Consider the following 14471-nt stretch of genomic DNA (forward strand, 5'->3'; position numbering starts at 1 on the left):
TGACGTAAACCTTTTGGAAGGGGCCGAATAATGGACGGGTTCTCGCAGCGCGTATACGATGTCTTTTCTCCTATCGCTATTGTTGGCGTAGGAGCTTTATTTCCGGAAGCTAAAAACGCTGATGAATACTGGACCAATATTGTCAAAGGCAAGGATTGCCTGAAGGATGTGCCGGAGACCCATTGGAAGATCTCCGATTATTACGATCCAAATCCTTCAACGCCTGACAAGACCTATGCGCGCCGCGGCGGTTTCATTCCTGAAACGGCCTTCAATCCTGTCGAGTTCGGTCTGCCGCCGTCTCAGCTCGATGTCACCGATATTCTACAAATCCTCAGCCTCAGCGTCGCCAAGCAGACCTTTTTGGATGCGGGTTATGACCATGCCAAGCTGAACCGGGAAAAGACCGGCGTCGTGCTCGGCATTACCGGCGCCAATTCGCTGGTGACACCGCTGACCTCGCGCCTGCAATATCCGCTGTGGCAGAAGGTTCTGGAGAGCCGGGGCCTTCCCAAGGCTCAGGTTGACGATATCGTCGAGACGTTGAAGCTTGCCTATGCGCCTTGGGAAGAAAACTCCTTCCCTGGCATGTTGGGCAATGTCGTGGCGGGGCGCATCGCCAACCGCTTCGACCTTGGCGGCATCAATTGCACGGTGGATGCGGCCTGCGCCAGCTCGCTGGCGGCTATGCGCATGGCCATCGATGAGCTGCACAGCGGTCGCGCCGACATGATGCTGACTGGCGGCTGCGACGCCGAAAACACCATCCTGATGTATATGTGCTTTTCCAAGACGCCCGCCTTCAGCAAGAAGGGGGTGATTTCGCCGTTTGATGAGAATTCCGACGGCACGTTGATTGGCGAAGGCATCGGCATGATGCTGCTGAAGCGGCTGGAAGATGCCGAACGCGATGGCGACCAGGTCTATGCTGTCATCAAGGGTCTCGGTTCGGCCAGCGATGGCAAGTTCAAGAGCATTTACGCACCGCGCGCCGCCGGACAGGTCAAGGCATTGCAACGCGCCTATCAGCAGGCGGGCATCTCTCCCCATGATGTTGACCTGTGGGAGGCCCATGGCACCGGCACGGCGGTGGGCGATGCAACCGAAGTGGATGGTCTCAAGACCTTCCTGAAGAGCTGGGACAATGACGGGTCTTCTTCGCCGATCGCGCTCGGCTCGGTCAAATCGCAGATCGGTCATACCAAGGCAGCCGCAGGTGCCGCTTCCGCCATCAAGGCAGCTCTTGCCTTGCAGCACGGCGTTCTGCCCCCGACCATCAATGTTAACAGGCCGGACCCGAAGCTGGGTCTGGAAGAGACATCGCTCTATCTGAATTCCACGGCGCGTCCGTGGTTCCGCGATCCCAAGACCGCCAAGCGTCGGGTTGGTGTCAGCGCCTTCGGCTTCGGCGGTACGAACTTCCATCTGGTCCTTGAGGAAGCCCCGCAGACAGCGAAGGCACCGAAGCTCCGCAGCGTCTTGCCGCGCCCCATCGTCGTTGCAGCCCCCACGGTCGCTGCTCTGCGCAAGCGTTGTGAAGAGCTTCTCACCGCCACAGGCGAGGGTGCCTGGCCTTTCGATGTTTCGATCCCGGAAAACCATCCGCGCCTTGGCCTGGTGGCCGCAGACGAGACCAGCCGCCGCGCTTTGTTGAGTGAAGCGATCCAATTGCTCGACAGCCGTCCGGCCACATCCGAATGGCGCCATCCAAAGGGTATCACCTTCCGCCCCGGCGCATTTGCAAATGCCAAGCTGGGCGGCCTGTTTGCCGGGCAGGGGTCGCAGCACCCCAATATGGGCCGCATGGCGGCGGTCGCCATTCCAGCGCTCGGCGATTTCGTCGGTGCTGCCGACACTTTGTTTGCCAAGGATGGTGCTCAGCCGCTCAGCCAGGTGATGTTCCCGATCCCGGCCTTTGACGATGCGGATCGCAAGGCACAGGAACAGGCATTGCGTCGCACGCAATATGCCCAGACGGCAATCGGCGCATTGTCGGCAGGTCATTATCGCTGGCTGCAAAATCTCGGCCTCAAGCTGGAAGCGGTGGCAGGCCACAGCTTCGGCGAATTGACAGCGCTCTGGGCCTCCGGGGCCTTGAGTGATGCTGATTTCTCAAGCCTGGCCAAGGCGCGTGGCGATGCCATGGCTGATGTGACCGGCGACGGCGCTGGCACGATGACGGCTGTCAAAGCCGGTCGTGAACAATTGGAAAGCCTGATTGCCGCCACCAAGGGCAGCGTTCATTTCTGCAATCTGAATACGCCGAAGCAGACCGTGGTTGGCGGAGCAGTCGAGGCCATCGAAAAATTCGAGGCCGATCTCAAGGCCGCCTCCATCGGCTTTGTCCGGTTGAATGTTGCCGGGGCGTTTCATACGCCGCAGGTCGAAGGCGCTGTTACCGCATTTGCCAAGCGGATCGACCAGACCAGTTTTGCCGTGCCGCAGATCCCGGTTTATGCCAATCGCAACGGCAAGCCCTATGCCGCTTCGGCTGCGGATGTTGCGGCCCAGCTCAAGGGGCAATTGCGCGAACCGGTCGAGTTCATCAAGATCATTGAACAAATGTACGCCGATGGCATCAGGGTGTTCATCGAGTTCGGCCCGCGCTCGACGCTGTCGAAAATGACCGCCGATATTCTCGGTGACCGGCCCCATCTGGCAATTGCGCTTGACCATGGTCAGCCCGACAAGGCGGATGCAGGTCTTATCGAAGCGGTGGTGGATCTGGCGGTCGCGGGTATTGCGCTTGAAAACCCGGTCGGGACCGCAGGCCTTGCAGAGGCTCCGGCCAAGAAGGGCGAGATCAACCTCAATGGCATGAACTACGTGTCACCGTCCCGCAAGGAGGCCTTTGCCAAGGCGCTGGCCAATCCGGTCGTGGTGGCGCCCAAGCCGGTTCCCACGCCGCCGCAGCCTGTCGCTGCAAAGCCGCTGGCTGCGAGCCCAGCGCCGGTCCGGTCTGAACCACCAAAGCCAGTGGCGGCAAATGTCGCGTTCGGCGCTCCACCACCATCCCAGCCGCCATCAATCAAAGCGGCATCCGTGGAAAAGCCAGCCGAGCCTTTGGCACAAAAGCAAGCCGTTGCCCTGACGGCGCCTGCCTCCAGATCTTCATTTGCGGAGAAACCCATGTCCTTCCTGAAGAATGAATCCTCGTCCGAGCCAGCCGTGGCTTTCGGTGGCGGCGATCTCGTCGCTGAATTGGCGCGGTCCAACGGCGAGCTGCATCGCGAATATCTCAAATTCGAGCAAAGCGCCTTGCAAGCCCTGGTGCATAATGCCGGGGAGTTGAGCGCTGCCCATGTCGATATGCTCTGCGAGATCCACGAGGAAACCAACCTTACCCACCGTGAATTCATGCGCAGCCTGCCGGGCCTGTTTCTTGGTCAGGGCGAACTGCCAGCCGCGCGGGTCAGGACGGTCGAGCATGAGCCTGCAAGGCATGAACCGGTCAAGCGGATGATCGAAACCGCTGTCGCCCATGCCGCACCTGTTGCCGCCGCTAAACCTGCGGTCGCCGCCCCGGCATTGGAGCCTGTCGCCGCTCCGGTTCAGCCCCCAGCCGCCAAACCGGTTTCCGCAGCCCCGCCCGCGCCCGTAGCTGCAAAGCCTGTTGTTGCGCAGGCCGCGGCTCCTGCTGCCGCACCCGCTGCGCCAGCAGCGGTTGTCCGCGATACCTTATTGGCGGTCGTCAGCGAAAAGACCGGCTATCCCGCAGAAGTCATTGACCTCGACATGGATCTCGAAGCCGATCTCGGCATCGACTCGATCAAGCGTGTGGAAATCCTCGGCTCCCTGAAAGAGCGGCTGCCGCAGATGGCGGAGCTCTCCCCTGATCGTATGGGTGAGCTGCGCACACTGGCCCAAATTCTCGAACTGGCAGGCTCTGCGTCCCCGGCGCTTCAAGCCTCTGCCACTCCGGCCGCGCAGCACGCTGCTGCGTCCATCGTCGCCCCGACACCAGCGGCATTCGCCCCGGCTGTCGCGGCCGGAGCCATCCGGGAAACCTTGCTGGCGGTTGTCAGTGAAAAGACCGGTTATCCCGCCGATGTCATTGATCTCGAGATGGATCTCGAAGCCGATCTCGGTATCGACTCGATCAAGCGCGTCGAAATCCTTGGCTCGCTGAAAGAGCGTCTGCCGCAAATGGCCGAACTTTCTCCTGATCGCATGGGTGAGCTGCGCACGCTGGCCCAAATCCTGGAACTGGCTGGTTCCGCCGCTCCTGCTCCGGTCGCACAGCCCGCCGCCGTCTCTATCGCTACTCCCGTATCGGCGGCGACCTCTCCTGCTGTTGCGGCCGGAGCTGTGCGGGAAGCCCTGCTGTCGGTTGTCAGCGAAAAGACCGGTTATCCTTCGGATGTGATTGACCTGGACATGGACCTCGAGGCCGATCTCGGTATCGACTCGATCAAGCGTGTGGAAATCCTTGGCTCTCTGAAAGAACGCCTGCCGCAAATGGCAGAACTTTCGCCTGACCGTATGGGTGAATTGCGCACGCTGGCCCAAATTCTGGCGCTGGCCACCGAGGGTGCCGTCACGGATGTGCCTGCTGCTTCTGTGGCTGCACCGGTCCCGGCATCTGTCGTCGTCCCGGCGCTCGCTCCGACACAGGCACTTGTTCCTGAACCTGCCGGGTTGCCCGTGGGCGCTGTCCGCGAAGCACTGCTTGCCGTCGTCAGTGAAAAAACCGGTTATCCAACCGATGTCATCGATCTCGATATGGACCTCGAGGCTGATCTCGGCATCGACTCGATCAAGCGGGTGGAAATCCTCGGCGCCTTGAAGGAGCGCCTGCCGCAAATGGCGGAGCTTTCCCCGGATCGTATGGGTGAATTGCGCACCCTGGCCCAAATCCTGACCCTGGCCGAAGGTGAGGCTTCAAACGCTGGGGAACCCCAGCAGAAAGAGGCAGCTCTCGCTTCTTTTAAGGATGGTGACGATCTGATCGGGCGCGGTGTCGTCACCCTTTTGCCAGCTCCGCTCGATCTGGTGACGCAACAGGCTTTTCAGAAGGGGGCAAAATTTCTACTGACCGGTACCGATGACGCCCTGATCCTTGCCCTTCAGAAGGGTTTGAAAAGCAAGGGTATCGAGGCTGTCTGGCTGCGGTTCGAAGGCAAGGTTTCCTCGAAGGCTGGTCCGCAATTGGCGGCTGGCAAGGACGAGGCCGAGCTGAAACAGCAATTCGAAGCTCAGGGTCCTTGGGATGGGGTGATCTATGTTCACCCCAAGACAATCGACAACGCGCTTCCCGGCGCTGAAAGTGATGCCTCGGTCCTCTGGCTGAAACGAGCCCTGCTGCTTGCCAAGCTGTCGATCACGCCGCTCACGGCGCGGGCTGCCCAGGGTCGCACGGTGTTCATGACGCTGTCGCGGATGGATGGAGCCCTCGGCTACCGGGATGGCAGCCTTGCAACGGTCGCGGCTGGTGCCTTGTCCGGCCTGGTCAAGACCTATGCCGCCGAAGCACCGCATATCTTTGCCCGCGCCGTCGATATTGCGCCGCAGATCGAAGATGCTGCCGCTGCCGATCTGCTGGTGCAGGAAGTGTTCGATGCTCGCCACAGCATTACCGAAATCGGTCTTGACGGGCAGGGGCGCTGGAAGCCTTCCATTGAGGCGATTTCCTCCAGCGATGCCGTGACCGTTGCCGATCCTGATGAGTTGTTCATCGTCACCGGTGGTGCGCGGGGCGTGACGGCCGATTGCGTGCTGGCCCTGGCTTCTGCCGCTCCTCGTCGCTTCCTCCTGCTCGGTCGCTCCGCGCTTGAAGCCGAACCGGCTTGGGCCACGGGTCTCGAAACCGACGCGCAATTGAAGGGTGCAGCCCTTGCCGCACTGCGCGAAGGAAAAGCGCCGGTGACACCGAAGCTGATCGATCAGACCGTGCGTGGCGTTCTGGCGGGCCGTGAAATCCGCCAATTGCTGGCAGCCCTGGAAAAGCTTGGCAGCCATGCCAGCTATCTGTCGCTCGATATTTCCTCCCCGGCGATTTCCAGCCTCGGCGATCACCCCGAAATTCAGAAGGCCGCGAAAATCAGCCTTGTACATGGGGCTGGTGCGCTTGCCGATGCGGCCATTGCCCAGAAGAAAATCAGTGAAATGGACCGTGTCTTCACGCCGAAAATTTTCGGTCTGGCCGGTCTGATCAAGGCGCTGACGGGCAAGCCCTTCCACCGCGTCCTGCTGTTTTCCTCGGTAGCCGGTCTGTTTGGCAATCCGGGTCAGGCCGATTACGCCATGGCCAATGAAATGCTCAACCGTTTCGCCGCCAGCCAGTCGGTGAAGGGCGCGGATGTCCGGGCGATCAATTGGGGCCCGTGGCTTGGCGGCATGGTGACACCCGAAATCCGCGAGATCTTCATGAAACGCGGCGTTCCGATCATCCCACGCGATATCGGTGGCCAGTTCTTTGCCCGGGAAACCGCCATGCCTCTGCCAGCAACCGGCGCAGTGCTGGTGGGTGGGTTGACGCCGATCAATGCCCGCTTCGTCCCCTTTGCCGAATTGCCGCAGGCACCGAGGCGGCTTGCCCTGAGCGGTCACGACTGGACGAAGTCCTTGCTCCTGGCCGATCATCAGATCAAGGGACGTCCCGTCGTACCCGCAGCCTTCGTGCTTGGCCTGGTGGCGGATGGATTGGAAAGCCTGCTTCCAGGCTGGACATTCTCGGGCTTTGATCAGTTCAACGTGTTGAATGGCCTTGTCATCAACAAGGATTGGCGCGGTGATTTCGAACTGTCGCTCAGCGCTCTCCGCGCCGAGACAGCAGAAACCATCCGGCTGGATGTGATGTTGGCCGACGGCTCCGGACGTCCACGTTATAAGGCGGATAATATTCTGCTGCGCAAGGCCGCCTTCATGCCGCCACAGCCGGGCAAAGCTCTGCCTTCGCTGGAACCCTCGACGCCTGCCAATGGCTTCTATACGGACGGCACGCTGTTCCATGGCGAGAGCCTGCAAATGCTCAAGACCTACAGGAAGCTGGAAACTGCGAGCTATCTGTTCCGCATCGCCCAGCCCGCGGCCATCCATAGTGCGGCACTGAACGGATTTGCAGACAGCACATTGCTCGATGCCGTCTCCGTCGATGCGGTGCTGCAAGCAGCGCTGGCCGCAACGCGGCTGGAAGCCGATAGCCCGAGCCTGCCGATGCGGCTTGGATCGGCGACGCTGACGAGCCGGCCTGAGCCGGGCTCCGATTGGCTGATTGCCGCCCGCCTCAAGGCCAGCCGCGCCCAGGAACTGGATTGGGAACTGACCGGCTATGACCTCGATGGTCGCCTGCAGATGCAATTGGTCGCCACCACGGTCAAGCGGGACGAGGCACCGTCTGGCTCGCAAGGCACAAAATCCGTCGAGGCCGTCAAATGAGCCGCATCGCGATCACCGCCCTGTCGCTCTGCTTTCCAGGCGCCAACGACCTGGACAGTTACTGGCGCAACCTCCTTGCAAAAAACGACTCCCGCTCGACGGGCGGGGTCAAGGACTTCCGGATCGACCCTTTCTATCTCAGGGATAGTCAGGAGGATGTCGATCAAGTCCGCTGGCTCCGTGGCGGCTTCGTCGATCTGGACGAGGTGACCAAGGAGCTTGCAGAAGACGCTGGCAACGGCCTCGATCTGCCTTGGAAATTGGCCCGGCGCGTCGCCGAAGAGGCCTTGCAGACCAGCAGGCTTGGTGAGCGCGTGGATCTGGGCCGGGTTGGCATGGTGCTCGGTAATTATACCTTCCCGACCTTTGCCTCCAACAATGCCGTTGTGCCGGTCTGGGAGCGGGAAATTGCCGCAGGGCTGGAAGAGGGGCTAGGAATTGCTCCGGGAACGCTTTCCGACCAGCCCTTGACGGCGCCGCCCGCCGAACATGGTGTGCTCAGCGCCGATGGCATCTATGCCGTAACACGAGGCTTGAGCCTCGGCGGCCCGAGCTTCAGCCTCGACGCCGCCTGCTCTTCCTCCCTCTACGCCATCGAACTTGCATCCAGTTATCTGCGAAGCGGACATGCGGATGCCATGCTGGCGGGCGGTGTTTGCCTGCCGGATCCCTGGCTGATCCATGTCTCCTTCGGCGATCTCGGCGCTTTCCCGGATAATGGCGTCAGCCAGCCCTTCGATAGCACGTCGGATGGCATCGTCACGGGCCAGGGCGCCAGCGTCGTCGTGTTGCGGCGGCTGGAAGATGCGCTGCGCGACAATGACATCATCCTCGCTGTCATCGAAAGTGTCGGCCTCTCCAATGACGGCACCGGCCAGCATATGCTTGTCCCCAACGCCGATGGCCAGCGGCTGGCCTATCAGCGCGCCTATGCCCGGACCGGCGTGCAGCCTGAAGAGATCGATTACGTCGAATGCCATGCCACGGGCACGCCGCTTGGCGACCGCACCGAACTGACATCGCTGCAACGCTTTTTTGGCGCGGATAAGCAGCATTTCCCACTGATCGGTTCGGTCAAGGCCAATGTCGGCCATCTTCTGACAGTGGCAGGCATGAGCAGTCTGGCCAAGGTTATCCTGGCCATGCAGGAAGGCACTATTCCGGCTACGCCCGGCATTGGAAAATTGCAAAAAAGCATGGACGCGCCGGGCATGGAGCAGCGGCTGGTTGTCGAAAACCAGAGCTGGCCGACACCGGCCGGCAAGCGTCACGCGGCCATTTCCGCCTTCGGCTTTGGCGGCACCAATGCGCATATGATCGTCTCCGATGACCGGACGCTGTTAGCCGAGCGGGCGAAGGAGGATAACGGCGCGGCAAAAACCCTCCAACCACCGCCGCTGGAAATCCGGGGCATGGCCGCTCATTACGGCAATGCCGCCAGCCTCCAGGCCTTTGAAGCGGCGTCTTCCGGCGGCGAACCTGTCTGGGCGGAACCGTCCAGCCGCCGCTGGCGCGGCGCGGCGATGACTGCCGATGCATCGCCTCAGGCTGCGATCAATGCCTATGATATCGATTTTCTACGCAATCGTATCCCGCCTGCGGAAACGGAAGCCTTCAACGCCCAGCAGGGACTGGTGCTGAAAGTGGCCAATGAGGCACTGTCCGACGCTGGATACGGTCGTATCGGCGAAAAGCGCTCCGCTCGCCCGGTGGCGGTACTTGTGGTGCTGGAACTGGATCTCAGCGCCCATCTGCGCCGGGGCCGCACGCTGGTGCCGGATTGGATCGATCAGGCGCTGGCCCGGCAAGGTCTTCACCTTAGTGAGGAAGAGCGCCAAGGCCTGATCGAGGCCTGCAAACGCGCTGTTTTGGGGCCGCTGCGCTCCACGGAAATCACCAGTTATATCGGCAATATCTGCGCCAGCCGTATTGCCTCGCAATGGAATTTCACCGGACCGGTCTTCACGCTTTCTGCCGGTATGCTCGGCGTTGCCTATGCCATGGAACAGGCCGGGTTGATGATTGCCGATGACAAGGCGGAGGCGGCGCTGATTGTCGCGGTCGATCTCAATGCCGGGCTGGAAGCCTATGCGCTGGAACAGGTCAGCTCTCCGGCTGCTAAATCCCAAGCTTCTAAATCTTTGGGTGATGGCGCAGGCGCGATCCTGCTGGCTCCTGCCGGTTTGGGTGCAGGCGCTGCACCCTATGCGGTTCTTGATCACATCTCCATCCGTCATGTGGGTAATGGTGAGGACAGTGCCGTTGCGGTTGCCCTGGCGACCATTGCCGATGGATACAGCCTTGATCTGATGGACATGGCCGGACAGGTCGGCGGCAATGGTGGAGAACTGGCGGCGGTTGCCGCCCATGCGCCCGGTGCCATCGTCTCCGGCGTTGAACATTTGAGCGGCCATTGCAAGGTTGCTCAACCGATGGCGGCTTTGATCCGGGCGGCGCTATGCCTGTCGGGCCGCTATCTTCCTGCCACGCCATCGGCCTGGCTGAATGCGGCGGCAAACCAGCCTCTGGCTGAGGCTGTCGAACAGGCCGGGCTCGGGCTTCTGGCTGAAAGCGTACCGTGGACACGCCAGGAAAGAAGCCGTCCGCTTGTGGCGGGCGTGGGCGCTGCTGGACCGTTCGGCAGCTACGCCGCCTTCCGTCTCAGCGAGGCGGTGGTGGAAACCCTGCGCCAGCCGGAAGCTGATTATCCACCCTTCCTGCCGGTCGCAGCCGAGAGCCGAGAAGTCCTGGTGGGTGTTCTGGCTACGGTCATCGCGGCACTTGAACAGGGAACGCCATGGCAGGCATTGCAAACCGAAGCCTTGGCCAATCTTCGTGAAAGGCCCAGTGAACGGGTGTTGGTCCTGTCCGGTCGAGATACGGCGCAATTACTGACCGAAGCGCGTCAGGCGCAGAAATTCCTGGGTGAAGGCCAGGGCGTCGAGTTCCAGACACCGGCTGGTAGCTATTTTACCGACCGGCCCCAGGGCGCAGATGGCAAGATCGCCTTCATGTATCCCGGCGGCTTCAACAGCTATCCGCATCTGGGACGGACGCTATTGCGCCGTTACCCGGACAGCCTGCGCGCTTTCGAGCAATTCGTCGATGATCCGGCGGCAACGCTCTGCCATGACCAGCTCTATCCGCGCCACAAGCCCGGGCAGGATGCGACCGTGCGACTGATGCAGACCGAAGCCGGGATGCAACAGGATATCGCGGCGATGATGAAAACCGGTGTCGGTTTTGCCCTGATGTATACCGCCTTGCTGCGGGACCAGTTCGGTGTGCAGGCCCATGGTGCGCTTGGCTATTCCATGGGCGAAGTCAGCATGTTGTTTGCCAATGGCATTTGGCCAATAGACCAGCATGGCTTGCGCAACGACCTGCCACTGTTTGAAACCTCGATTGGCGGTCCCCGTCAGGCGGTGCGTGACACATTCGATATTGGGCCTGATATCCGCGACAATCAGGTCTGGTCGAGTTATGTGCTGCTCGCCCCCGTGGAGACGGTGCGCGATGCGATTGCCCCCCGTGCCGATGTGTTCATCACCCATGTGAATGGCCCCAAGGAAGTGGTGATTGCCGGTCTGCCCGCAGCGGTAACAGCAGTGGTCAAGCAATTGGATGGCTATTCCGCCTATCGCAGCCCGGTCTCGCATGTCCTGCATGTGCCGTTGCTGCAAAGGGTCGCGCATCAGATTTCAGCCCTGCACGATCATCCGACCACAGCGCCACCGGACAATCTGCATCTTTATACCACCTCGACCTATGGGCGGATGACGGATTTCAGCCGTGAAGGCCTGTCACGCACCATTACCGATGTGATGTGTTCCGAGGTGGATTTCGTGCGGCTGGTCGATAAGGCCTATGACGATGGCTACCGGATCTTCATCGAATGCGGTCCTTCCGCCACATGCAGCCGCTGGGTGAATTCATGCCTTGCAGGTAGGGATTATCTGTCTGTTAACCTCAACCAGCGTGGCGCTGACGATGGGCGCAGCCTGCTTGCAGCTCTTGCTCGGCTGGTTTCTCACGGTGTCAGGGTCGATCTCTCCAGCCTTGTGCCTGGGGTGAAGGCCGAACGCTCCAAAACGGTTATCAGCCTGCAACCGGGCGGTGCCGCTCTGAGGGCGACGGCCAGCGATACGATCAGGCCGCTTGAAACCAAACCCGCTGTGGCGCAGCCATTTAAGCCCAGCACTGTAGCAAAGTCTGTTGCTTGGGGACCGACGGCAGCCTTCATCCTCGAAGGCAATAGCCTGGTCCACGAATTGTTGGATGACGACACCCAGGACGAAATCCAGCCGGACTATCAGCCAGCAAGACCAAGTCCCGGTCTTGCCTCTCTTTCCCCGAAACATGTCGAAGCGGATCAACCAGTCATGGCCAAGAATATGACCATCAGCCAGGATAAGTCTCAGCGCATCGCCCAGGCTGTCGAAGCCTTTTTGCAGCGCCAGCGCCTCGGCCATCAAACGTTCCTGCAAACCCAGTCCGACCTCGTGCAGATCTGGCGCGAGCATGCCGGAAATGGGGCAAATGGTGTACGGCCAGCTCAGCGCAGTCTGCCCCAACCGACAACCATCGATGCCGGGTCTGCCGTATTGGAGATCGATAGGCACCAGCCAGCGACCGTTGCGCCTGCGCCCGTGCGCATACCAGCGCCAGCACCCGTTGCCGCAGCCCCCGTGCTGCCCGCCAGCGCCCGTGAAAAACAGGAAAAGGGCTGGTTTCTGGATGAACAGGATCTATTGACCTTTGCCAGCGGCAAGGTCGCCGATGCCTTGGGCGCGCAATTTGCGCCCATCGATGATTATCCGGTCCGGGTTCGTCTGCCGGCGCCGCCCTATTTCTTCGTGTCGCGCGTCACCAAGGTTGATGCCAAGTTCGGGGAATACAAGCCTTGCTCGCTGACAACAGAATATGATGTTCCAGCCGACGCCTGGTATCTGATTGACGGTCAGATGCCGCCGGGCATTGCCGTGGAATCTGGCCAGTCCGATTTGCTGCTGGTCGCGTTGCTGGGCATTGATTTCAAGAACAAGGGTGTCCGCAAATACCGGCTTCTGGATGGGCGGTTGAGCTTTTACGGTCGCCTGCCGCAGGTAGGCAGCACGCTGCGCTTTGACATCACCATCGACCGGTTCGTCTGGCAGGGCGATGGCCTGCTGTTCTTCTTCCGCTATGACGGCTATGTCGATGGCGAACTGGCTCTGCAATTGCACAGCGGTTGCGCCGGTTTCTTCACCGAGGACGAGCTGAATGCCGGTGGTGGCGTTGTCATCAAACAGCCGCCCGCAGCCCCGCTCACCCTGGTCAAACCCCTTCTGCCACGGGTGCGTGACACGCTGGAAAAATCCGATCTGGTGGCACTGTCCGAGGGCCGGATCGGCGAGATTTTCGGCCCCGGTTCGCAGCATCCGGAAAGCGGCAGCTCCATTCGCCTGCCGCCCGAAATGCTGCTGATGATCGACCGCGTCACCGATATCGGCTCCTGGCAGGGCGAACACTATGTCATGGAGGCCGAAAAGAGCTTTGATGCCGATGGCTGGTATTATACCTCGCATTTCGTCGATGATCCGGTTCTGCCGGGGTCGCTGATTGCAGAAGGCGCAACGCAACTGCTCAAGGTCTATCTGATCGCCAATGGCATGCATCAATGCTTTGCCGATGGGGTGTTCGAGCCGGTCACCCACCGTGAAATGCAGATCACGGTCCGTGGCCAGATCACCCCTGACGTGAAAAAGGTCCATTACAAGCTGTTCATTCAGGAAAGCGCTCTGCTGCCGCGCCCCTATGTGATTGCCGATGTGCTGATCTATGATGAGCATGGCAAGCCGCTGGTGCGGGTCTCCAATCTGGGCTTGCAGGTGGTGGAAAAGCCTGGGGTCTCGGTCGAGCCGCGCTTTGGCGATCCGACCTGGTTCAGCGGACGCAAAACCAAGAGCGGTGAAAAGGTCGTGCTCAATGAAATGAGCATGCACCACGCCGCCAAGGGCGAATTGCGCATCGGTCTTGGCCCGGAATTCAGCATTTACGGCGAGGAATTGCGGGCACCGCATATTCCCAACGGTTGCTTCCAGTTTGTTGACCGCTGCCTGGAAACAACAGGCACGCGTGGCAAATTGGTGCCCGGTGCCGTGATGGATACTGAATATGATGCGGCTGCCGACAGCTGGTATTTCCAGGAAAACAGCCATCCGCATATCCCGAATTTCGTGGTGCTGGAATCGGCGCTTCAGGCCGCCATTCTCAATGGTTATGCGCTGGGGCCAACCCTGAAATACCCCGACAAGGAATATTCGATCCGCAATCTGGATGGTACGGCGGTCTATCTGTCCGACCCGGATGTGCGCGGCACGACGATCCGCCACAGCCAGAAACTGCTCAGCAATGCCATGGTGACGGATTCGATCCTGCAAAACTTCGACTTCAACCTGAAGGTCGATGGCCAGCCTTTCTACCAGGGCCAGTCTTCTTTCGGCTACTTCACCAAGCGGGCGCTGGAAAACCAGCTTGGCCTTGACCAGGGCAAGCTCAGCAAATTCTGGCTGGAGGAAAACAGCGCAAAAGCCGAGGACATCGACCTTTTGAGCCCGGCCTCCGCCCATCTGTTCGCCGGCACAGCGGACAAGCCCCATTGGCGTCTGCCGCCCGGCCATCGGTTCCGGCTGCTGCATCAGGCCAGCCTGGTACGCGAGGGCGGAAAGTTCGGCCTCGGCTATGTCAAGGGCGAGCGGACGATTGATGCGGGCGAATGGTATTTCACCAACCATTTCCACCGCGATCCGGTCATGCCCGGCTCGCTGGGATTGGAGGCGATCCTGCAAGCCATGCAGCTCTTTGCCATCCGCACCGGTCTGGATGCGGGGATTGCCAATCCGCGCTTCGGCATCGCGGTCGGCGTGCCGGTCAACTGGCGCTATCGCGGCCAATTGCTGCGCACCGACAAGCGCATGGGCCTGGAAGTGCATATCAAGGAAATCCGCCGGGAAGGCGGGGGTCTGGTGGTGATTGCCGATACCGATTTGTTCAATGACCGGCTGCGTATCTATGAAGCGCTGTCGATGAGCATTTCCATTAAACCGGCTTAA

Annotated in this window: 2 protein-coding genes; both read left to right on the forward strand. The window is 60.7% G+C overall.

Annotation, left to right across the window (positions count from 1 at the left end):
• Positions 1 to 30: 30 nt before the first annotated feature.
• Positions 31 to 7377: a type I polyketide synthase gene (locus V6582_RS25400; protein ID WP_156630007.1), complete on the forward strand. Its 7347-nt coding sequence runs from the start codon at positions 31 to 33 to the stop codon at positions 7375 to 7377.
• Positions 7374 to 14471, forward strand: coding sequence for a beta-ketoacyl synthase N-terminal-like domain-containing protein (locus tag V6582_RS25405; protein WP_156630005.1), 7098 nt, complete (start codon positions 7374 to 7376; stop codon positions 14469 to 14471). Before V6582_RS25400 ends, V6582_RS25405 begins: the two co-directional genes overlap by 4 nt.

The sequence above is a fragment of the Agrobacterium vitis genome (assembly GCF_037039395.1).
Taxonomy (GTDB): domain Bacteria; phylum Pseudomonadota; class Alphaproteobacteria; order Rhizobiales; family Rhizobiaceae; genus Allorhizobium; species Allorhizobium vitis_E.